Annotated in this window: 12 protein-coding genes; 10 read left to right on the top strand and 2 right to left on the bottom strand. The window is 59.5% G+C overall.

Going from position 1 to position 23,767, the window contains the following annotated elements; translation table 11 throughout:
* Positions 1–40: 40 nt before the first annotated feature.
* A complete protein-coding gene (locus J4D99_RS13340) occupies positions 41–1,732 on the bottom strand; it encodes a pectate lyase family protein (RefSeq protein WP_236018659.1) in 1,692 nt (563 codons plus the stop codon).
* Between the two features lie 243 nt (positions 1,733–1,975).
* Here J4D99_RS13340 and J4D99_RS13335 point away from each other — a divergent pair, with 243 nt between their 5' ends.
* From J4D99_RS13335 to J4D99_RS13305, 7 genes are all read left to right on the top strand, one after another.
* A complete protein-coding gene (locus J4D99_RS13335; protein ID WP_208132222.1) occupies positions 1,976–4,759 on the top strand; it encodes an alpha-d-galacturonidase in 2,784 nt (927 codons plus the stop codon).
* 91 nt (positions 4,760–4,850) lie between these two features.
* Positions 4,851–6,389, top strand: a complete 1,539-nt coding sequence (locus J4D99_RS13330; RefSeq protein WP_208132221.1) for an MGH1-like glycoside hydrolase domain-containing protein — start codon at positions 4,851–4,853, stop codon at positions 6,387–6,389.
* A gap of 5 nt (positions 6,390–6,394) precedes the next feature.
* Positions 6,395–7,954 carry a glycoside hydrolase family 28 protein gene (locus tag J4D99_RS13325; protein ID WP_208132220.1) on the top strand — a complete coding sequence of 520 codons (1,560 nt, stop codon included), beginning with the start codon at positions 6,395–6,397 and terminating at the stop codon, positions 7,952–7,954.
* 78 nt (positions 7,955–8,032) lie between these two features.
* Positions 8,033–10,855, top strand: coding sequence for a glycoside hydrolase family 95 protein (locus J4D99_RS13320; protein ID WP_208132219.1), 2,823 nt, complete (start codon positions 8,033–8,035; stop codon positions 10,853–10,855).
* 54 nt (positions 10,856–10,909) lie between these two features.
* On the top strand, positions 10,910–14,488 hold the full coding sequence (locus J4D99_RS13315; RefSeq protein WP_208132218.1) for a malectin domain-containing carbohydrate-binding protein: 3,579 nt from the start codon (positions 10,910–10,912) through the stop codon (positions 14,486–14,488).
* A gap of 221 nt (positions 14,489–14,709) precedes the next feature.
* On the top strand, positions 14,710–16,308 hold the full coding sequence (locus J4D99_RS13310; protein ID WP_208132217.1) for a sodium:solute symporter family protein: 1,599 nt from the start codon (positions 14,710–14,712) through the stop codon (positions 16,306–16,308).
* 73 nt (positions 16,309–16,381) lie between these two features.
* Positions 16,382–17,305: a dihydrodipicolinate synthase family protein gene (locus J4D99_RS13305; protein ID WP_208132216.1), complete on the top strand. Its 924-nt coding sequence runs from the start codon at positions 16,382–16,384 to the stop codon at positions 17,303–17,305.
* Positions 17,306–17,443: 138 nt separating this feature from the next.
* Here J4D99_RS13305 and J4D99_RS13300 read toward each other — a convergent pair whose 3' ends face one another.
* Positions 17,444–18,307: an AraC family transcriptional regulator gene (locus J4D99_RS13300; protein WP_236018656.1), complete on the bottom strand. Its 864-nt coding sequence runs from the start codon at positions 18,305–18,307 to the stop codon at positions 17,444–17,446.
* 454 nt (positions 18,308–18,761) lie between these two features.
* On the opposite strand from J4D99_RS13300, the gene J4D99_RS13295 reads away from it, so the two are divergent.
* The 3 genes from J4D99_RS13295 (at position 18,762) to J4D99_RS13285 (ending at position 23,647) form a co-directional block, all read left to right on the top strand.
* The gene (locus J4D99_RS13295) at positions 18,762–20,420 is read left to right on the top strand and encodes a fucose isomerase (protein ID WP_208132214.1); all 1,659 of its coding nucleotides are present in this window, start codon (positions 18,762–18,764) and stop codon (positions 20,418–20,420) included.
* Between the two features lie 110 nt (positions 20,421–20,530).
* Complete coding sequence (locus tag J4D99_RS13290; RefSeq protein ID WP_208132213.1) at positions 20,531–22,192, top strand: pectate lyase family protein; 1,662 nt, start codon at positions 20,531–20,533, stop codon at positions 22,190–22,192.
* Positions 22,193–22,258: 66 nt separating this feature from the next.
* Positions 22,259–23,647 (top strand): glycoside hydrolase family 140 protein, encoded by a 1,389-nt coding sequence (locus tag J4D99_RS13285; RefSeq protein WP_208132212.1) that lies wholly within the window; start codon positions 22,259–22,261, stop codon positions 23,645–23,647.
* The last annotated feature ends 120 nt before the right edge of the window (positions 23,648–23,767 follow it).

Raw genomic sequence — 23,767 nt, 5'->3', positions numbered from 1 at the left:
GGGGTAGGAAAGCGAAGAACGACAACGAAAGCCCGCGGGCTTATTTGCGCGACAGCGTTTTGGCCGTGGTAGTCTTGGGCGCGCTGGCTTTGGGAGGTTGCACCGTAGCTAGGGGCACCAGGCTGTTCAGATACACCTCAATGTTGGTGTAGCCGTCAGCGGTTTTAGCCAGGCTGGCGTCGGCGGCACTGTTGGGGTTCAGGCCGTGCTGCTTTTCGTAGGCATCGGGCATGCCGTCCTTGTCGATATCCTGGTAGGGCTTGCCGGCATACGTGGGGTAGCCGCCCACCTGCACGGGGTCGGTAATGATGCCTTTCTTGTACGAATCGATGGGTAGGCGGCGGTGCTCAAACTGCGTAGTGGGCAGGGGCACGTTTTCCTTGTAGGCGATTTTGCCGGTGCGCACCTGCGTTATCACCCGCGTATCGACGGGGTCGCGGTGGGGAAGGGTAGCGCCGGCGTTGTCGAGCACGTAGGCATAGGCTTTTTCGGTCGGGATGATGCTCACGTTAGTGGGCATAGGCAGGGGTTTGTCCACCTTCATGTCGGCCATGTACTGGCCGGCATCGGGCATTTCTTCGACTTGCACGCCGCCGTCCCAGTTGTTTTTAGTCACCTTGTCGTTGCCGGCCACGATGTTGCCGTGCACGTACGCCCGGCCGTACACCTGGTATTTGAGCTTGCTGCGGCCCGACTCGGGCTTGAGAATGCGGTGGCCGATGTTGGCGTCTACGGGCGTTTGGGGGCCGGGCTTGTAGTAGTTGTTGATGATGTTGTAGAGGGCGCGGTAGTCGCCGCCATCGGTCGAGCGGTGTACCCAGTTGAAGACCACGTTATTAACAAAGTTAAACACGCCGTTCCAGCCAATCGAGGGGTTGCGGCCCGCGTTGTCGGCCCACAGGTTGCGCAAAAACGTGCAGTTTTCGCCCCCTAGCGTGCTGCCAAACGCGTGGTTCCAGGTGTCGAGCGACTCTGAGAAAATCGAGTTTTGGATAGTGATGTTCACCGTGCCCAGCTTCTGCTCCGGAATGCCCGTGCTGTCGTTGTACATGTGGCGGTACATCGACATGTTTTCATCGAGGCCCCAGCTCGCCGACACGTGGTCAATCATGATGTTGCCCACCGGGTTGCCCCCGATGGCATCGTCGCGCCGGCCCACGTTGGTTTCGCCCCGCCGAAAGCGCATGTACCGCACTATCACGTCGTGGGTATTAATCCAGACCGACTCGCCGGCCACGCAAATGCCGTCGCCTGGCGCGCTCTGGCCCGCAATGGTGATGTAGGGCGCCCGAATAATGAGCGGGCTTTTGAGGTGAATAATACCCGCTACGTTGAACACCACGGTGCGGGCGCCGCCCTGCTCGCAGGCTTCGCGCAGGGTGCCAGGCCCCCGGTCGGCGAGGCTCGTGACCACGATAACCCTACCCCCACGCCCGCCGAAGGTGAACGCCCCGCCACCCTCGGCCCCCGGAAACGCCGGAATAGAGGCCTGCGGTAAATCAATGGGCCGGGCCGCCCACGGAATGTAGGGCTTGCCGTGCTGGGCTTCCTTCTTAATAATAGGGTAGGCCTTGTTCCAGGCAATGTCCGACTGGCGGCGCTCTGCGGCCATCAGCTCATCGCTGGCTTTTTGCACGTCGGCCGGTATTTTGGGGTATTGGGCGTGTGCCAGCTGCGGCAGGGCCGCTACCAATGCCAGCGTGCCTAAAGAAGCAAGGTTCTTAGTTATCATAAGTCGGGTGGGGATTTGACAAAGCGAAATAAGCTGGTGGAAATGACTGCTACCTATACCATTTTTTCGTGCCTGTGTAGGATGTTAGCATCTGACTATGCCCGGCTGAATGGGGTCCTTGCTCGCTATGGCAACATGCTACAAGAGCCAGAGAAGATGCTATAGGTGGCCCGCGTGCCCTCCCGGTACTTTTGGCACACATTATAGTGCCTTTTTTAGCCCCTACCCCCACCCGCGCCGCCCATGAGCCTGAGCGTATGGAAGCACTTCGTGGCGAGCTGTTTGTTGCTGCTAGGCCTGCTGCCCGCAGCCAACGCCCTAGCCAAGCCATCACCCACTCTCCGCTCGGCCCGCACCATCGTGCTGCCCCTGCATGCCCACCCCCGCCTGCGCTACGGGGCCGACCGCCTGGCCGCCGCCCTGCGGGCCGCTGGCTACCCAGTGCAGATAGTGCAGCAAGATAAGCTGCTCCGTAAAAAGGGCCTGATAGTAGTGGGGCGGCCCGGCGACGTACTGCTGCGACAAGCCGCTGCGGCCTGGCCCGCACCGTCTACCCCCGCGCCCGGCAAGGAAGGTTTTGTCCTGACTTCGGCTCCTGATGAGGCCATCGTGGTGCGGGGCACCGACAACTCGGGCGCGCTCTACGGCTGCCTGGAGCTGGCCGAACAAGTAAAGGCCCAGGGCAAAATCACCGACAACCTGCACCTCGCCGACCAGCCCGAAATGGTGATGCGCGGCGCCTGCATCGGGGTGCAGAAGCCAACGTACCTGCCCGGCCGCACCGTGTACGAGTACCCGTACACGCCCGAAACGTTTCCGTGGCTTTACGATAAGGCGTTGTGGGTGAAGTATCTGGATATGCTGGCGGATAACCGGATGAACTCGCTCTATCTCTGGAACGGGCACCCCTTCGCCTCGCTGGTGCGGCTCAAAGACTACCCCTTCGCCGTGGAAGTGGACGACGCCACCTTCAAGAAAAACGAGGAGCTGTACCGCTTCCTCGCTGAAGAGGCTGACAAGCGCGGCATCTGGGTGATTCAGATGTTTTACAACATCATCGTTTCCAAGCCTTTCGCCGAGCATTACAACATCAAAACCCAGGACCGCGCTAGGCCCATTGTGCCGCTCATTGCCGACTACACGCGAAAGTCTATCGCGGCTTTTGTTGAGAAATATCCCAATGTGGGCCTGCTCATCACGCTGGGCGAGGCGATGGAAAGCGCTGGCCAGGACGATGTGGATTGGTTTACCAAAACCATCATCCCCGGCGTGCAGGACGGCCTGAAAGCGTTGGGTAAAACGGAGCAGCCGCCCATCGTGCTGCGCGCCCACGACACCGACGCTCCCCGCGTGATGGCCGCCGCGCTGCCGCTGTATAAGAACTTGTACACGATGGCCAAGTACAACGGCGAGGCCCTGACCACCTATACGCCGCGCGGCACCTGGGCCGCGCTGCACCGCAAGCTGAGCGCCATCGGCACGGTGCAGATTGAGAACGTACACCTGATGTCGAACCTGGAGCCATTCCGCTATGGCTCAGCCGATTTTATTCAGAAATCGGTGCAGGCCATGCACGGCGCCTACGGCGCCAACGGCCTGCACCTCTACCCCGAGGCTTCGTACTGGGACTGGCCCTACAGCGCCGACAATGTGCCCGGCCGCGAGCTGGAGCTCAGCCGCGACTGGCTCTGGTATGCCGAGTGGAGCCGCTACGCCTGGCGTGCCGACCGCCCCCGCCCGGCCGAAATTGACTATTGGGGCCAGCGCTTGGCCACGCAGTTTGGCTGCGACGCGGCCGCCGGCAAGCAAATACTCAAAGCCTACGAGCAGTCGGGCGAAATAGCGCCCAAGCTGCTGCGCCGCTACGGCATCACCGATGGCAACCGCCAAACGCTGACCCTGGGGATGCTGATGAACCAGCTCATCGACCCCAAGCGCTATGGGCTGTTTACGCTGCTGTATGAGTCGGAATCGCCAGAAGGTGAGATGATTATCGAGTATGCGGAGAAAGAAGCAAAAGGGGAGAAGCACGTGGGCGAGACACCGCCGCAAGTAGCTGCCGAAGTAGTGGCCCACGGGCAAAAAGCGGTGGCCGCTATCGAGCAAGCCGCGCCGGGCGTCACGCAGAACAAAGACGAGTTTGCGCGGCTCAAAAACGATATGTATTGCTACGACGCGCTGGCCAATTTCTACGCCGAAAAGGCGCAGGCTGCGCTGCTCACCTTGCGCTACAAGTACTCGCACAAAGTAGCCGACCTGGAGCAGGCCGTACCCTACTTGCAGCGTAGCGTGGCCGCCTGGCAGACGCTGACGAAGCTGACGAAGGACACCTATTTGTACGCCAACAGCATGCAAACGGCGCAGCGCAAAATTCCGATGCGCGGCGTGGACGGCACCTATAAAACGTGGGTGGAAATGCTGCCGGTCTATCAGAAGGAACTAGCCAATTTTCAGCATAATATCGACTCACTCAAAGCCGTAAAGAGTGTTCCCGTCGCCCAAAAAGCTGCCGCGTTGCGCAATGTTTCGGTTACGCTGCTGACCAAGGGCATTACGTCGTACACCGCTGCCGTCGGTCAATCAGCTTTTGCCGATACTACGGCAGCCATCACCGCGCTAGCGCCGGAGCTGGCGGGTCTGAAAGGCCTGCGTTTCAGCAAGGTGCAGCAGGTAGCGCAGGGCACTGAAATTCGCTTCGCCACTACCAAGCCGGTGCAGCTGCTAGTAGGCTTTTTTAACCAAAAAAGCCCGCGCTATTTGCCCACGCCTACCCTCGAAATCGACGCCAGTGCCAACGATTATGGGCAGGCTGATAGCAAGATTTCCAATGCCATAGCCATAGTCGGCATGCCGCCCGTGAACGTGCATACCTATTCCTTCAAGCCTGGCACGCACACGCTGAATCTGGCGCGGGGTGCGTGCGTGATGCTGGGCTTTGTGGAGGCTAGCCAGCCGGTGCCGACCTACAACGCGGGCCTGGGTAGCGCGGGCGGCGCGGGCAAAGAAATTGATTGGTTGTTTGAGTAAGATGTTGCGCGGACATTGAAATCCGCGACTGCACGCCTAGAATACCACACTACCCCAACGCGGACTTCGGAGGCCGCGCCATTGCTCGCTCATGAATCCCACCCGTTTCGTCTTTGCGCTAGCCCTGCTTGGTGCCGCCCCGGCCGCCAACCCTGTACTTAGTTCCGAACTGCTGCGCACCAGCGTGGCTCGCTTCAATGAGCTGGATAAGGAAGACGTTATCAACCTGATACCTAACGCGGAAGCGGCTGACTGGCTGGCCCGTGAGGTGCCGCTGTTTGAGTGCCCCGACTCGGCCATCCAGCAGGCGTATTACTACCGGTGGTGGGCTTTCCGCAAGCACCTCAAGCAGACGCCCGACGGCTACGTGTTCACCGAATTCATCACCCCGATGAAGCACGCCGGGCCGTATAATACCATCAGCAGTGCCCTAGGGCACCATCTCAACGAGGCACGCTGGCTGCACGACCCCAAGTACGTAGAGCAGTACACGAAATTCTGGCTGGAGGCCAAGCAGCCGCAGGTAAATGCCAAGCTGCACAGCTTCAGCAGCTGGCTGCCCAGTGCGGTGTATAGCCTATACGAAGTCACTGATAACAAGCCGTTTGTGCAGGAGCTGCTGCCCGCGCTCAATGCCGATTATCGGCAGTGGGAAAAGGAGCGCAAGCTGCCCAGCGGCCTCTTTTGGCAGTACGACGTGAAGGATGCGATGGAAGAATCCATCAGCGGCGGGCGCAAGGAGCAGAACGTGCGCCCCACCATCAACAGCTACATGTATGGCAATGCTAAAGCGCTAGCCGCCATGTACAAGCTGACCAAAAACGACAGCCTCGAGCGCAAATACGCCCAGAAAGCCAAGCAGCTCCGGGCCGACGTGCAAAAAACGCTGTGGGACCCCAAAACGGACTTCTTCAAGGTGCAGTACGCCAAAGGCGGCCTGTGCGAGGCGCGGGAAGAGCTAGGCTACATTCCATGGTATTTTGACCTGCCCGCCGACAAGCCGCAGTACGCCAGGCAGTGGAGGCAGCTCACCGACGAAGGCGGCTTTAAAGCGCCCTGGGGCATCACCACGGCCGAGCGCCGGGCGCCCGGCTTCCGTACCCACGGCTCGGGCCACGGCTGCGAGTGGGATGGTGCCGTGTGGCCTTACGCCACTACACAAACGTTGAAGGGGCTAGCCAATCTGCTCACCGACTACAAAAACCACGGCACCATGACGCCGCAGGTGTACTACGACGAGCTGCACAAATACGCGATGTCGTTTCGCAAAAATGGCGTGCCCTACCTGGGGGAGTATCAGGATGAAAAAAACGGCGAATGGCTGAAAGGTGACAATCCGCGCAGCAGCTACTACAACCATTCGGGCTTCGCCGACCTGATAATCACGGGCCTAGTGGGCTTAAAGCCGCGCCCCGATAATGTAGTCGAAGTGTTCCCGCTGGTGCCCACCGGGCAGTGGGACTACTTCTGCCTCGACCAGGTGCGCTACCACGGCAAAATGCTCACGGTGCTGTGGGACAAAACCGGGCAGAAATACGGCAAAGGCCAGGGCCTGCGCGTGCTGGCCGATGGAAAGGAAATTGCCCACGCCGATGAGCTAAAAAAAGTAACGGCTAAGCTGCCCGGCTAATCATCATGAAACATAGTATCTGCGCAGCTGTACTTCTGCTCTTTCTGGTCTTCACTGCCCGCGCCCAGGACCCTTACTACAACGTGCTGAAATACGGCGCGCGCAACGACAGCACGAAGCTTTCTACCGCGGCCATCACCAAGGCCATTGCCGCGGCCAGCAAGGCGGGCGGCGGCACAGTGTATTTCCCAGCGGGTAAGTACCTTACCGGTCCCATCCACCTCAAGAGCAACATCACCATCGAGATAGGCGCGGGCGCGGTGCTGTACTTCAGCACCAACTTCGACGACTACATGCCTTTCGTAACCACCCGCTACGAGGGCATCGACATCAGGGGATTCTCACCGCTTTTTTACGCTTACAAGGCCGAGAACATCACCATTCGAGGCCGGGGCATCATCGACGGGCAAGGCAAGAAGTGGTGGGATTTTGCCGAAGGCGAATCGCGCCGTAAGGACGACTCGAAGTGGCAGATGGAGTTCCGCCGCCAGAATGCTCAGGTGCTGGCCGACCTCAAGCCCGACGTGCCCGGTGTGATGACACGCGGCTTTCTGCGGCCGCCGTTCATCCAGCCCATGTATTGCAAGAACGTGCTGGTCGAAGGCATTACCATTCGCAACTCGCCCTTCTGGACGGTGAACCCCGAGTTCTGCGAAAACGTGACGGTAACGGGCGTCACGATTAACAACCCCAAATCGCCTAATACGGACGGCATCAATCCCGAGTCGTGCCGCTACGTGCACATCTCGAACTGCCACATTAGCGTCGGCGACGACTGCATCACCATCAAGTCGGGCAAGGTCAAGGCGGGCCGCAAAATGAACATGCCGGCCGAAAACTACACTATCACCAACTGCACCATGCTGGCCGGGCACGGGGGGGTAGTGATAGGCTCGGAGATGTCGGGCGGGGTAAAGAAAATCGCCATCAGCAACTGCATTTTCGACGGCACCGACCGGGGCATTCGCATCAAGACGGCGCGCGGCCGTGGCGGCGTAGTCGAGGATATCCGGGTCGATAACGTGGTGATGAAGAACATCCGCGAGCAGATGATAGTGCTTGACATGCAGTATGATAAAACCACGCCCGAGCCGGTGACTGAGCGCACGCCGCGCTTCCGCAACATTCATTTCAGCAACATCACGGCCGAAGGCAACCAGGCTGGCATGCTGAATGGCCTCAGCGAAATGCCCATCGAAAACGTCACGTTCAGCAACCTCAACTTCGACGCCAAGCAGGGCTTCACGGTGCGAGAATCGCGCAACATTGCCTTCCACAACGTGCAGGTAAACTGCACCGCCGGCCCAGCTGTGCGCACCGAAAACGTGAAGCAGCTCTGGCTCGATGGCGTGCGGGGTACCGCCGTAGCCGCGCCGCTGCTAGAGCTGATGAATACGGAGGATGCGTTCGTGTACAACTGCTTTCCGGCTGTTGGTGCCGAAAATTTTTTGAAGGTTAAAGGCGCGCAGACCCGACATATTGTATTGCAAAACAATAATTTGAAGTCAGTAAAGCTGCCCGTGAGCCGCGATACGGACGTGGTGGAGGCAGAGGTTGGGCCGTAGCGCGGACTTTTAGTCCGCGAGTAACTACTGCCTAATCATGACCGCACCCTCGCGGACTGAAAGTCCGCGCTACCTCCCATGTCCCACCTACGTCATTACCTTTTCCCGCTGCTTATCTGCCTGCTGGCGGGCCGCTGCCTGGCGCAGTCGCAGCCCTTGAAGCTGTGGTACACCAAGCCCGCTGAGAAGTGGACCGATGCGCTGCCCCTGGGCAACGGCCGGCTCGGCGCGATGGTGTATGGGGGGGTAGGGCAGGAACATATTCAGTTCAACGAAGCCACCCTCTGGACTGGCCGGCCGCGCAACTGCAACCGCCCGGGCGCTGCGCAATACCTGCCGCAAATCCGCCAGCTGCTGGCCGAAGGCAAGCAGGCCGAAGCCGAGGCGCTGGCCGAGCAACATTTCATGGGCCTGCAGGACCACGAAGAAGGCTACGAGGCCGCCCAGGCCGCCTGGCTCCAGCGGGTGCGGGCCATGAGCGTAGCCCAGGCCACGGACCCTAGCCATAGCTGGAAGCCACTAGCCATCCCTACCCCCAACGGCTGGGAAAGCGCCGGCCTCAATGGTTTGGATGGCGCCGTGTGGTTTAAAACATTTTTTAACCTGCCCACCGCCTGGGTTGGCAAAGACCTGACACTGAGTCTGGGCCGTATTCGGGACCAGGATTTTACTTACGTGAACGGCACCCAGATTGGCACTGATGAAGGCATCAGCAAAAAGCGGCGCTACAAGTTGCCAGCCAGCGCCTTGCGGCCGGGGCGCAATGAGGTAGCCATTCAGGTGCTCAACTTCTACGACAAGGGGGGGCTGATTGGGGTGAAGGAAAAACAGCCCGTGTTTGTGGTGTATCCCGAGGGTGCCGACCCAGGCACGGGGGTAGCGCTTAGCCCCGCCTGGCAGTATTGGGTGCAGGATGCTAACCCACCATTATTTCCCAGCTATCAGGCGTCGTACCAACCGTTTGGAGATTTATGGCTCGATGTGGCGGGCACCGGCGCGGTGACGGACTACCGCCGCGAGCTGGACCTTACGCAAGCAGTAGCGCGGACTACCTACACGCAGGGCGGGGTGAAGTTTGTGCGGGAGTACTTATCCAGCGCGCCAGCCCAAGCCTTGGTGTGCCACCTAACGGCCAATGTCAAGGGTAAAATAAGCTTTACTGCCCGCTTCGAAAGCCCACACCAGCAAGCCAAAATCTACCGCGTAGACGACCACACGCTAGCCCTGTCGGTGCAGGTGCGCGATGGCGTGTTGCGCGGTGTGAGCTACCTGCGCGTGACCATCAAAGGCGGCAAGCTGACGGTGACGGATAAGCTGATTCAGCTTGCCAACGCGGATGAAGCCACGCTTTGCCTGACTGCGGCCACCAATTATAAGAGCTACCAAGATGTGAGCGGCCAGCCTGAAAAGCTGGCAGCACAGGCGCTAAGCCAAAGCCAAGGCAAGGCGTACGAAGCCCTGAAAACGGCACATATGAGCGATTACCAGGCGCTGTTCAGCAGCTTCGCCGTGGACCTGGGCCACAGCGCCAATGAGCAGTTGCCAACCGACCAACGCATTCTGAAATTCAGCCCTAGCGCCGACCCGGCGCTGCTGGCGCTGTACCTCCAATACGGACGCTACCTGCTCATCTCATCGTCGCGGGCGGGCGGGCTGCCGGCCAATTTGCAAGGTATCTGGAACGAGTCGCTGACGCCTTCCTGGGGCAGTAAGTACACGACCAACATCAACCTGGAAATGAACTACTGGCCGGCCGAAGTGCTGAACCTCTCGGCCTGCACTGCGCCGCTGGTGCAGTTTGTCGATGAGGCTGCCCAGGCCGGCCAGGCCACCGCCAAAACCAACTACAATGCCCCCGGCTGGGTACTGCACCACAACACCGACATCTGGCGCGGCACGGCGCCCATCAATGCTTCAAATCACGGCATCTGGGTGACGGGTGCGGCGTGGCTGTGCCAGCCACTTTGGGAGCATTACCAGTTCACGCAAGACCAGGCGTTTCTGCGCCAGCAGTACCCGGTATTGAAGTCGGCTGCCGAGTTCTACCTGAGCTTTTTGATTAAAGACGCGCGCACCGGCTGGCTTATTAGCTCGCCTTCCAACTCGCCCGAGCACGGCGGCCTAGTGGCTGGCCCTACCATGGACCACCAGCTTATTCGGGAGCTGTTTAAGACCACGGCCGAGGCAGCTAATGTGCTAGGCATTGACGCTGATTTACAGAAGGAATTAACGACTAAAGCAAGCCAAATAGCCCCGAACCAAATCGGCCAGCACGGCCAGTTGCAGGAGTGGCTCGAAGACAAGGATGACCCGACGGATACGCACCGCCACCAGTCGCACCTGTGGGGCGTGTTTCCCGGCACCGACATTACCTGGGCCGAGCCCAAGCTGATGCAGGCGGCGCGTACCTCTCTCATGCAGCGCGGCGACGGCGGCACCGGCTGGAGCCTGGCTTGGAAAGTGAACCTCTGGGCGCGCTTCCGCGATGGCGACCATGCCTTGCGTATTCTCCAAAACCTACTAGCCCCCGCCGAAAACGGCAGTGGTCCCGAACAAGGCGGGGTGTACCACAACTTGTTCGACGCCCACCCGCCGTTTCAGATTGACGGCAACTTCGGCGGGGCGGCTGGCATGGGCGAAATGCTGCTGCAAAGCCAGAATGGCTCGCTCGATTTGCTACCTGCCCTACCCACTGCCTGGCCTGCCGGCGACGTGCGCGGCCTGCGTGCCCGCGGCGGCTTCGTAGTGAATATGCGCTGGCAGCAAGGCCAGCTCGCCGGGGTAGAAGTGCGGTCGGAGGCCGGCCGCGAATGCACCTTGCGCTACGGCGACAAGCAGCAGGTTTTTAAAACAAAGCCCGGCCAGACCTATCGACTATCGAAGGAACTCCAGCTGCTGTAACAGATGAAAAGCATACGTTTCCTGGTTTTCTTGTTGTTCCAAGCGCTCCTCACGGTGCCAATCTTATCCCTAGCCCAAGGTCCCAGGGCCACCGTGGCCCTAGCGGAGGGCTGGCGCACCGTGGCCGACGACAAAAATCCGCAGGCTTTTGCGGGCTTTGAGCAACCTGCTTTCGACGATAAAGCCTGGCAAACCGTGGCCGTGCCCCACAATTGGGACGCCTACGAGGGCTACCGACGCCTGCGCCACGGCAACCGCCACGGCTACGCCTGGTACCGCAAAACCTTCACAACCAGCCCTAGTCGCAAGGATGCGCGCTACTTCCTGTTTTTTGAGGGGGTAGGGTCTTATGCCACGGTGTGGCTCAATGGCCAGAAGCTGGGCTTCCACGCGGGGGGGCGCACCACCTTCACTCTGGATGCCACTGTAGCCCTGCGCCCCGCCGGCCAGCCCAACGTGCTGGCGGTGCGGGCCGACCACCACGCCGGCATTCAGGATTTACCGTGGGTGTGCGGCGGCTGCTCCGAGGAGCGCGGCTTTTCGGAAGGCTCGCAGCCGATGGGCATTTTCCGGCCGGTGTCCTTGGTCATGACCAATCCGGTGCGGGTTGAGCCGTTCGGGGTGCACGTCTGGGCCGATTCCAGCCTTTCTGCGCAGGCGGCCCGCTTGAATGTCGATACGGAAGTAAAAAACTACGGCTCGCAGCCACAAACCGTGACGGTAACCAGCCAGCTGCTGGACCGCCAAGGCCGCGTGGTGGCTCAGAAGGAAACGAAGCAAAAGCTAGGGGTGGGGGCCGCAGTGCAGCTCCGGCAGCCGTTGCCGACGCTCAGCCAGCCGCACCTTTGGTCGCTGGCCGACCCGTATTTATACCGCCTTGTGACGCGTGTTCAGGCTAAAGGCCAACTGGTAGACGAGCAGATAACGCCCTACGGCATCCGCTGGATAAGCTGGCCAATCGGCCGGGCGGCCGTAGCCGGGCAGAAGCAGTTTTTGCTGAATGGCCAGCCGGTGTTCATCAATGGCATTGCCGAATACGAGCACTTGCTGGGCCAAAGCCACGCCTTTGGCGCTGAGCAAATTCGCACCCGCGTGGCCATGGTGAAAGCCGCCGGCTTCAATGCCTTTCGCGATGCGCACCAGCCGCACAACCTGCGCTACCAGGCCAACTGGGACTCGCTAGGCGTGCTGTGGTGGCCGCAGCTGGCGGCGCACGTCTGGTACGACACTCCCGCATTCCGCGCCAACTTCAAGGCCCTGCTCACCGACTGGGTGAAGGAGCGGCGCAATAGCCCGTCGGTCGTGCTCTGGGGCTTGGAAAATGAAAGCACCCTACCCGCCGATTTTGCCCGCGAGTGCACCGCTCTCATCCGGCAGCTCGACCCGACAGCCTCGCGCGAGCGCAAAGTCACGACCTGCAACGGCGGCCAGGGCACCGACTGGGACGTGCCCCAAAACTGGACCGGCACCTACGGCGGCGCCCCGCAAGCCTACGCTGCCGACGTGGCCCGCCAGGTGCTCATCGGCGAGTACGGCGCCTGGCGTACCCTCGACCTGCACACCGAGGGCGGCTTCAAAACCGGCGGCCTCCTGAGCGAGGACCGCATGACCCAACTTATGGAATTGAAAGTGCGCCTGGCCGAGTCGGCGAAAGACCGCACGGCAGGCCAGTTTTTTTGGCTGCTTACCTCGCACGACAACCCCGGCCGGGTGCAGGGCGGCGAAGGTGAGCGCGAGCTAGACCGCATTGGCCCAGTTAATTACAAAGGCCTGCTGACGCCATGGGAGGAGCCGACGGATGCCTTCTATATGTTTCGGGCCAACTACGCCCCGAAGGCCACCGAGCCGATGGTGTACCTCGCCTCGCACACCTGGCCCGACCGCTGGCTGACGCCCGGCCGCAAAGACAGCATTACGGTGTACTCTAATTGCGACGAGGTCGAGCTGTTCAACGATGTAAACGCCGCCTCGCTGGGCCGGAAGGCGCGCGGCGGCATCGGCACGCACTTTCAGTGGGATGGCGTAGACATTAAGTATAACGTGCTCTACGCCGTGGGCTACGTGGGTGGTAGGGCGGTGGCCCACGACTATATCGTATTGCACCACCTGTCCGCCGCCCCGCATTTTGCTGATTTCCTGGCCGATGCGAAGCCCCTCATAGCGCCGCAGCTGCAGCTGAACTACTTGTACCGGGTGAACTGCGGCGGCCCCGCCTACACCGACCAGCAGGGCAGCACCTGGCTAGCCGACCAGCCGCGCACCAGCTCCGCCACCTGGGGCTCCGAGTCGTGGACGCAGGACTTTCCGGGCTTGTCGCCATTCTTCGCTAGCCAGCGGCGCACCCACGACCCCATCAAGGGCACCACCGACTGGTCCTTGTTTCAGGATTTTCGCTATGGGCGCGAGAAACTGCGCTATGCCTTCCCGGTGCCTGATGGTGAGTATGCGGTGGAACTATATTTCGTGGAGCCCTGGCTGGGCACGGGTGGCGGCCTCGACTGCACCGGCTGGCGCCAGTTTGACGTAGCCATCAACGGCCAAACGCTACTTAAGAACCTCGACATCTGGAAGGAGGCCGGCCACGACCAGGCCTTGAAAAAGACGGTGAACGTGCGCGTCACCGGAGGCCAGCTCGTTGTGTCGTTTCCGCACATCGCGTCGGGTCAGGCGCTTATTTCAGCTATCGCCATTGCCAGCACCGATGCGAATGCTACCCCGGCGCCCGCGCCGCAACCCATCATAACTGCCCTGCATGTGGGCAACCATCCTACGGCTGCCCTATGGTCGGCCCAGACCTGGCTTGATACGGGCAACCACGTTTATTCCAACAGTTCGGCAGCGTTTAGCGCCTTGCCGTCAGTGTTGTTTGGTGCCGAGTGGCTGCAAGCGCCGTTGGTGGCAACTAGTACTTCACCTTCAGCAGCGCAGCTGAATACTATCCGGACGCCTACCCTCCCTAAAACGCCCGAAGCACCCGCCACCTTCGCTGTATCGACGGCCGCCGATGTGTACGTGGCCCTTGATGCGCGGCTGAGCACCCACCCCGCTTGGTTGCGCGAGTACGAAGACACCAAAACGACGCTCGAAATCAACGATGCGGGGAGCCAACAGTTTCGGGTGTATCGGCACCACTTCGCGGCGGGCGCTACGGTCGCGCTGGGGCCAAACGCACCTAATGTGCTGCCCTACATCGTGGCCGTGAGCCGCGCCACCACCATCGAGCCAGCTTATGACCTCAAGCCCACCACGGGCTACAAGCCCGCCACGGCGCGGCTCAGCGGCCCCGGCATGGTGAAAGAAACGGTCAACACCAAGGAAAGCATCACCTTCAAAGAGGCGAAGGGTGGCGCCCTGGAGTGGACAATAGGGGTAGGGGTAGCCGACACCTACTCGCTAACGTTTCGCTACGCCAACCCGCTAGCCCGGCCGCTGGCGGGCAAGCTCACCATCACGGGGGCCGACGGCAAGCTGCTCATCAAAGAGGAGGTAGTGGAGCTGCTGCCTTCCAAGCCGGGCAAGTGGAACTACCTCACCAGCTCGACCGGCACCATGATTAATGCGGGCAGCTACCACATCCGGCTTAGCGCCGTGGATGCGGCCGGCCTCAGCGTATCGGGCCTCGACGTACAATAAGTCACTCACGACACGCGGGCGCCAGGAGGTTACCAATAAGTATAGGTAAATTCTATCCTATTCAGTGCCCTGCTATAGCTACGGGCTGCGCAAACGCCAAGATGCTACAATAGGAAGGGAAAATCATATACCACGCCGCTAGCCCCCGTAAATAAGTTTGCTATGGAATAGCTCCCCTCCGAATTGGCGAAGATTCGCAGCATTTTGGCAATTATTGTCTCATGAACAACCTGCGAATTCTAGACCTTCTCATCATCGGGCTCTACTTGGTAGCCATGATAGGGGTAGGGGTGTACTTCTCCCGCAAAAACCGTAATCCTGAACAGTATTCCAGCGCCTCCGGCCAGATTCCGGGCTGGGCTATTGGGCTCAGTATTTACGCTACTTTTCTCAGCAGCAACACGTTTTTGGGCGTGCCAGGCAAGGCATTTGGCACCAACTGGAACGCCCTGGTTTTTAGCATTTCGATGCCCCTAGCGGCGTGGGTGGCGGCGCGCTACTTCGTGCCTTTTTACCGCGCCACGGGCGAAATCTCAGCCTATACTCACCTCGAAAAACGCTTTGGCAGCTGGGCGCGCACCTACGCCGTGGTGTGCTTTCTGCTGACGCAACTGGCCCGCATTGGGTCCATATTTTTCGGCATTGCGCTTACGTTGCAGGCGCTCACCGGCTTTTCGATGGAGATGATAATGCTCATTACGGGTATTTCTATCATTATCTATACCGTGCTGGGCGGCATTGAGGCTGTTATCTGGACGGAAGTAGTGCAGGGCATTATCAAAACGGCGGGCGCGCTGCTCATTTTGTACTTAGTAGTCAGCAATCTGCCCGGTGGCCTGGCCAAAGTCGTCGCCATCGGGCAGCACGACCATAAGTTTAGCCTCGGGGGCTTTGCGCCCGATTTTACGCAGTCCACGTTTTGGGTGGTGCTGCTCTACGGGTTCTTCATCAACCTCAACAACTTTGGGGTCGACCAAAACTACGTGCAGCGCTACCACACGGCTACTTCGGCGCAGCAAGCAGCCAAGTCCATCTGGCTGTGTGTGCAGGTGTATTTGCCAGCGTCGTTACTGTTTTTTGTTATTGGGTCGGCGCTGTACGCTTACTATCAGGTTCATCCCGAGCTGATTGAGGCCGTAAAGCTAAAGGTAGCGGCCGAGCGCCTGCCTCTCTCCGCCAGCGCCGCGCAGCTTGCTCAGGCTGCCGCGCAGCTGCAGCCCGCCGACTACGGCGACAAGGTGATGCCGCATTTCATCGTCACCAAAGTGCCGCCAGGGTTCGTGGGGCTGCTGGTGTCGGCCATCTTATCGGCCGCCATGAGCACCATCAGCTCGGGCATGAATGCCTCCGCTACGGTATTCGTAGCCGATATCTACCAGCGCTACATGAAGCCCGACCTCGACGGCCGGCAAATGATGCGGGTGCTGCACCTGGGCACCGTGGTGGTGGGCCTGCTAGGCATGGGTACCGGCATTGCCATGATAGGCGTGAAAAGCGTGCTCGACGTGTGGTGGGAGCTGTCGGGCATCTTCGCAGCGGGTATGCTGGGCTTGTTTCTACTAGCCGTGGTTAGCCGCCAAACCCGCAACCACGAGGCCCTAGCCGCCACCATGATTGGTGTGCTGGTCATTCTCTGGATGACCTTCTCGCCCAATCTGCCCGCCAGCCTCGCCATGCTGCGTAATCCACTGCACAAGAGTATGATAATCGTGGTGGGTACGCTCACTATTTTCCTGCTTGGCTTGCTTTTCACGCGTCTGCGCCGGCAGCGGCGAGCGCGGGCCGTGGCCCCCCTTTCTACTGAACTTAAATCGGCCTAGCCGCTAGCCCCTTGGCCGTCGGGCTGCCAGCATCGGCCCCCTCCTCGCCCCAACTTTCCTGACCATATAGTCTATGAGAAATTCTGCCAAGGGATTTATCCCAGTTATGCTTATGCCCTTTCAAAACGATGGGCAAATTGACTATCCGGCGCTTACCCGCCTGACGGAGATGTACTTAGAGGCCGGCGCGGCTGGCTTGTTCGCCAATTGCCTCTCCAGCGAGATGTTCGAGCTAAGTGCCGCCGAACGCCTGCAAAGCATTCGCCACGTGGTGCAGGTAGCGGGGGGCGCGGTGCCGGTGGTAGCTACCGGCACCTTTGCCGGCACCCTCAACGAGCAGGCCGATTTTGTGAAGAAGGTATACGATGCCGGCACGGATGCGGTGATAGTTATCACCGGCCTGCTAGCTGCCGAACAGGAATCTGATTCCGTTTTCGAAGAACGTATTTTTCGGCTGCTCGACTGGACGCCGGGCATTCCGCTGGGTTTCTATGAATGTCCTGAACCCTACAAGCGTTTGCTTTCGGCCGGGCAGCTAGGGCAGTTCGTATCCACTGGCCGTGTTACTTATCACAAGGATACCTGCCTGGACATCAATCAGGTAAAAGCCAAAATAGCCGCGGCTGCGGGCCATCCATTTGGCCTGTACGATGCCTATATGGGCCACGCTGTAGAGTCGCTGCGAGCGGGTGCCGCTGGGCTCTCCTGCATTCAAGGCAATTTCTTCCCCGAACTCATCGTGTGGTTGTGCAATAACTACAATAACCCGCAGGTAGCCAGCGAAGTAAATGAAGTGCAGCAATTTTTTATTAAGAATATGCACGTCATGCACAATGTCTACCCCACGGTTGCCAAATACTCGCTCAAGCAGCGCGGGATAGATATTTCCACTTTCACCCGCCGCAAAGTGGGTGATTTTTCGGGCAGCATCCGGCACAGCGTAGAGACACTTTGTGGCGACTACAATACCCTGAGCCGCACGCTGGAACTGGTTTAGAAAGGGTGATTCTTTTCGCAAGAGCTAGTAGGAAGTAAGCACCTCCAAATACGGCATAAATAGGCCGTTCGAGCGCAATTACTTCCTGTTGCCTCTTGCTAGGGGTGCCTTACTACACGGCGGGTTCCGACGCCGACGCTATGCTGCTATCGCTAATTCCTTGTAGCTGCGCAGGTATTTACGCTTGTATTCCAAAGGCGTCACCTTCGTGATTTTTTTGAAGTGCCGGTAGAAGTTCGACACGTTGTTGAAGCCGCACTCGAAGCAGATTACTTCCGTCAACAGCTTGTCTTCGATAAGCAGGCGGCAAGCCTGGCTGATGCGAATTTCGATGAGAAAATCGTAGTAGGTTTTCTTGGTTATCAGCTTGAAGTACCGGCAGAACGATGTGACGCTCAGGTTGCTGATAGAAGCTACTTCTTCCAGCGTGATTTCCTTCTTATAGTTCGACAGCGTGTAGTTGCACACCTTGTTGATGCGCTGCACGTCCGATTCATTCGACTGCTTGAAAGCGTGGTGCTCCGCAGCAATTGCTTGAATCTCTGACGTTTCAGAAAGAATTTTTAGAATGGAGAGGAAGATGATAATGCGGTCGAGGTCAGTGGCTTGCACCGCGGCGCGCATCAGCGGCTCCAGGCGGGCTTGGGCTTCGCCGCTGATGCGCAAGCCGCTCTTCGCTTTCTCAAACAGCTTAGGAATCAGATACGCTTCGGGCAAGCCTAATAGGTAACGGCCCAGGCACTCGGGCAGAAACTGAATAACGATGGCCTCAACCTGCAAGTCCGGATTGCCCTGAAAGTACTCCTCGTTGCAGCGCCAGGTGTGGGGTAGGTTGGCCCCTAGCAAGATGATTTCGCCGGCCGAAAAATTGCTGATGTTGTCGCCCACCAAGCGCACGCCCTCGCCCCGAATAACGTAGTGTAGCTCCAGCTCGGGGTGGTAGTGCCAGGTAGTACCAAAGTTAGGCTTCCGGTCGTGCCGGATGCTAAAAGAACTTTGCATGCTAACGGGAACCTTGTGAAACTGCGCTTTCATGGGAGAGAGAAAAAGGGTGGGAATGGAAAATAAGAGGCAGTGAAGTAGGCGTATTCTAGGATGTTATCTTATGCTTTTCGGTAGTTAGAAGGGTAGGGAAGGCCATAAGCCAGTTTTTAAGTCCTCACCAATGTGGCGAGTTTTTTTTTCTCTACTCTCCTGTGGTCTACTGCTTGCCACTGCACAGGCTTTATTTTAGAAATGCTAGCACGAAGCACAGCCTAGCGATAAAGCTATGACAATTAGCCCACGCAACTCCCCATTTACAAGGCTATGGTAACATCCTATACTAACTAGGTAATAAGCGGGAGCGAGCCAATTTTAAGAACTGGGATATTTGTTACGCTGCTTTTGCCCCCAGACTATGGAGGCAAAGGCTTGCAATCACTTATTTAGCAGTTAGCAGCAAGCCGTGGTTCCCGTGCATTCCAACGAAGTTCTTCTCCTTGCCAGCGGCGATTTGCGCCTGGCCGCCAATCAAAAGTGCTGGCCCGCCCAGCAGGCAATGGAAGCCCAGCTTACTGCCGCCCTCGCCCGGCAGGGCTGGACGGTGCGCCGCGCCCACGCCTACGACCCCGTGAAGCAGCATGGCTTCCTCGACTCGCAGCGCATGGGGATAGAAGTGTTTCGCGGCATCGACCCGCAGCAGCCGCTCATCGTGGCCGAGAGTGTGTGGCAGTATTCGCACCACGTGCTGGCTGGCCTCACCACCCACCAAGGGCCCATTCTGACGGTGGCCAACTGGAGCGGGCAGTGGCCCGGCCTAGTGGGCATGCTGAACCTAAACGGTTGCCTGACCAAGGCTGGGGTGCCCTACAGCACGCTGTGGAGCGAGGATTTTACCGATGCCTTCTTTGAAAAGGGGTTGCGCCAGTGGCTGCGCGATGGCACTGTTACGCAGGATGAAAGCCACGTAAAAGCCTTTGGCGATAGCTCGCTGTCGATGGTAGAAGAGCACGCCGGCCGTGCCTTCGGCCGGCGCTTCCGCCAGCAAAAGGCCATTATGGGCGTGTTTGACGAGGGCTGCATGGGCATGTACAATGCCATCGTGCCCGATGAGCTGCTGCACGCCACCGGTGTATTTAAGGAGCGCCTTAGCCAATCGACACTCTACGCAGCCATGCGCGAGGTGAGTGCTGCCGACGCGCAGCAAGTCCTTGACTGGCTGCTGGCTAAGGGGATGAAATTCAACTGGGGCACCGACGACGCGACCCAGCTCACGAAAGACCAGACGTTGAAGCAGTGCCAGATGTATATCGCGGCCGTGCGCCTGGCTGCAGATTTTGGCTGCGATACTATCGGCATTCAGTACCAGCAGGGGCTCAAAGACTTGGTGCCGGCTAGCGACCTGGTGGAAGGCCTCCTAAATAACACCGACCGCCCACCCGTGTACTCGGCCACTACCGGCGAGGAGCTGTACGCAGGCCAGGCCCTGCCCCACTTCAACGAAGTAGACGAGTGTGCAGGCCTCGATGCGCTGCTCACGTATCGCCTCTGGAACGAGCTGGGCATGAGCGGCGAAACCACGCTGCACGATATCCGCTGGGGCCAGGCCTACGACACGGGCGACGGCGAGGAATTTGTGTGGGTATTCCTGATTTCGGGAGCCGCGCCACCGGCCCACTTCATCGACGGCTACGCGGGGGCTAGCAGCGAGCGGCAGACGCCTATGTATTTTCGTCTGGGCGGCGGCACCCTGCGCGGCGTCAGCCGGCCGGGCGCTATCGTTTGGAGCCGCATCTATGTGCTGAACAACAAACTGCATTGCGACCTAGGCGTGGGCGAAGTAGTGGCCCTACCCCCCGCCGAAACCCAACGCCGCTGGCAAGAAACCACGCCCGAGTGGCCCATTATGCACGCCGTGCTCGGCGGTGTGAGCCGCGACCAGCTCATGGCCCGCCACAAGGCCAACCACATTCAGGTAGTGTATGCGCCTTACGCCGCCAAGGCCCACCAGGCCTGCCGCATCAAAGCGGCCGCTTTGGCCGAGCTAGGGGTAGAAGTGCATTTCTGCGGCGATGTGAAAGGCCTTGGGGCCGACGCCGTGCCTGCCGACCAAGCCGCCGTGCTAACGGCTTAGCGAATCTGCCCCGTGGTGGCGCTGACCCCGTCCAGCCAGCGCAGGGTCAACCTCATTTTCTGCAACGACGGGTCGGGCCCTTGCCCCGCTCCCTACCCCATTGGTTTCTCATGACTAAGCACTACGCTTTACTTGCCCTCTTATTCGCCTCGGCTTATGCCGCCCCAGCCGCCCGAGCCCAGTATCCCAAGATTCCGCCGGAGGTGCAGGCCAAAGCCGATGCCGCCCTGGCCGACGCCGAAAAGCGCTCGGACGAAGCCTGGCAAAAGGCCCTGCCAATCGTCGAAAAGGAAGCTAAAGCCGGCAAGCCCTACATTCCGTGGGCCGCCAAACCCAGCGACCTGCCCCAGTCCAGCCGCCTGGCTTTTCCGGGTGCGGAAGGCGGCGGGGCGCACGTCTTTGGTGGGCAGGGGGGGAGGGTGCTCGTAGTAAAGAGCCTGGCCGACAGCGGCACGGGCACCTTGCGCGATGCCCTGGAGCAGGGCGGCGCCCGCATCATCGTGTTCAACGTCGCGGGTATTATTAAGCTGCAAAGCCCTATTATTATTCGGGCACCCTACGTCACCATTGCGGGCCAAACCGCGCCCGGCGACGGCATTTGCGTGGCCGGCGAGTCGGTATGGATTAATACCCACGACGTGGTGGTGCGCTACCTGCGCTTCCGGCGCGGGGCCACCGACGTAGCGCGCCGCGACGATGGGCTAGGGGGTAACCCGGTGGGCAACATCATGATTGACCACGTGTCGGCGAGCTGGGGCCTCGATGAGAACATGTCCATTTACCGGCACGTGTACCACAACCCCGAAACCGGCAAGGCCGACAAGCTGCCCACGGTGAATGTGACCATTCAGAATTCCATTTTCTCGGAAGGGCTCGATACCTATAACCACGCCTTCGGCAGCACGATTGGGGGCTTGAACAGCTTGTTTACCCGCAACTTGTGGGCAAATAATATTGCCCGCAACCCGTCGGTGGGCATGTATGGCGATTTCAACTTCGTGAACAACGTGGTATTCAACTGGTGGAATCGCTCGGCCGATGGCGGCGACAACCACTCGGAGTACAACTTCGTGAACAACTACTACAAGCCCGGTCCCATCACGCCGGCAGGCGAGCCCATTAGCTACCGCATTCTGAAGCCCGAATCGGGCCGCGATAAAGACCAAAAAAACCTATTTGGCAAAGCGTACGTGGCCGGCAACGTCGTAGCGGGCAATGAGAAAGTAACGCAGGATAACTGGGCCGGCGGCGTGCAGGTGGAAGGCCAGCCCGGCGAGGCAAAAATCATTGCTGAAATCAAGACGGACAAGCCCTTTACCATTCCCAGCATGGGCACTGTGCTTCCGGCCAACGACGCCTACCAGTACGTGCTGGCCAATGTGGGCTGCACGCTGCCCAAGCGCGATGCCGTGGATGCCCGCATTGTGCAGGATGTGCGCACGGGCCAGATTACCTACGCCAAAAATGCCCAGCCCGCCGCCCCTAGCCCCTATATCAAGCGGCGCCTGCCGGCCGATTCTTATAAGCAAGGCATCATCGTAGACCCCGCGCAGGTGGGTGGCTACCCCACTTATGCAGGCAAGCCCTACACTGACGCCGACAACGATGGCCTGCCCGACACCTGGGAAACGGCCCACGGCCTGAACCCCAAAAATGCCGCCGACGCCACGCTGGACCGCGATAAAGACGGCTACGCCAACATTGAGGAATACCTGAACAGCGTAGTGCCGCTGCAAAACGTGCACCCGCTTGCCGGAAAAGCCAAATCGTAGCGTGGACTATTAGTCCGCAACTAACACTGCCTACTCCCGTGCGGACTAAAAGTCCGCGCTACCCCCATGAGTAAACGCGCGTCACTTTCTCTCCTTCTGCTGCTGGCGCTAGTCGCGTGGGTGCCCACCGCATCAACCGGCCAACTCAAAGTATCGCCCAATGGCCGCTACCTGATGACGGCCAGTGGCCAGCCCTTCTTCTGGCTGGGCGATACCGGCTGGCTGTTATTCAATAAGTTGAAGCGCGAAGAAGCTGAAACCTACCTCGAAGACCGCCGCAAAAAAGGCTTCAATGTCATTCAGGTGATGGTGCTGCACCAAGTGCCCAGCGTGAACGTGTACGGCGACTCGGCCCTGATTCATGGCAACGTGGCCCGGCCGCTTACTACCCCCGGCACCTCGCCCACTGATGCGGCCCAGTACGACTTCTGGGACCACATCGATTACATCGTAGACCTGGCCGCCAAAAAAGGGCTCTATATGGGCCTGGTGCCCGTATGGGGTACTAATGTGAAGGGCGGCAAAGTGAATCAGGCGCAAGCCAAAACGTACGCCACCTTCCTGGCCGAGCGGTATAAGAACCGCCCCAACATCATCTGGCTAAATGGTGGCGATATCGCGGGCAGCGACTCGATGCAAGTCTGGAAAACTATTGGCGCTACGCTGAAAGCAGTAGACCCGAACCACCTAGAAACCTACCACCCGCGCGGGCGCACGCAGTCCTCCGACTGGTTCCACAACGAAAAGTGGCTGGATTTCAACATGTACCAGTCGGGCCACCAGCGCTATGAGCAGGACACGGCACGGAAAGAAAAGAACCACTACGGCCCCGACAACTGGCGCTACCAGCAGGCCGATTACGCCCTGAAACCCGTCAAGCCCTCTCTCGACGGCGAGCCTTCTTACGAAGGCATTCCGCAGGGCCTGCACGACATTACGCAGCCCCGCTGGACCGCTGCCGACGTGCGCCGCTACGGCTACTGGTCGGTGTTTGCGGGCGCGTTCGGCTACACCTACGGCCAAAACTCGGTGATGCAGATGCACAGCAGCTTCGACAAAGGCAGCGCCTATGGCTCTACTGAGCTGTGGTCGTCGGCGATAAATGCGCCCGGTGCAGCCCAGATGCAGTATTTGAAGCAGCTGATGCTCTCGCGGCCCTACTTCGAGCGTGTACCCGACCAGTCGCTGATTGCGGGGGGGGTAGGGGAGAAGTACAACCGGCTAGCCGCTACGCGGGGCAAGAATTACGCCTTCATCTACACCTACAACGGGCGGAATATGCCGGTGCAGCTAGGCAAAATTGCGGGTACCAAAGTCAAAGCCTCGTGGTACAACCCCCGCGATGGTAAAACCACCGCCCTGGGCACTTTCCCCAACAAAGGCACGCACGAATTCAACCCGCCGGGGGAGCAGAAGGACGGTAATGATTGGGTGTTGGTTCTGGACGGTGTGTAGTGAAAACAAGTAAAACAGAACGTCATGCTCATCTGGCGTCCGCTTGTCGAAGCATCTCTATCGTTCCACCCCTTCTCTGTACTTGGGTTGCTTCCAGTTTTTCGGTGCTGTTGGGTTTTT

The organism is Hymenobacter sp. BT559 (assembly GCF_017571525.1).
GTDB lineage: Bacteria > Bacteroidota > Bacteroidia > Cytophagales > Hymenobacteraceae > Hymenobacter > Hymenobacter ginsengisoli.
Note: the sequence above shows the minus strand (reverse complement) of the source record. Positions and strands in the feature narration are given on the sequence as shown.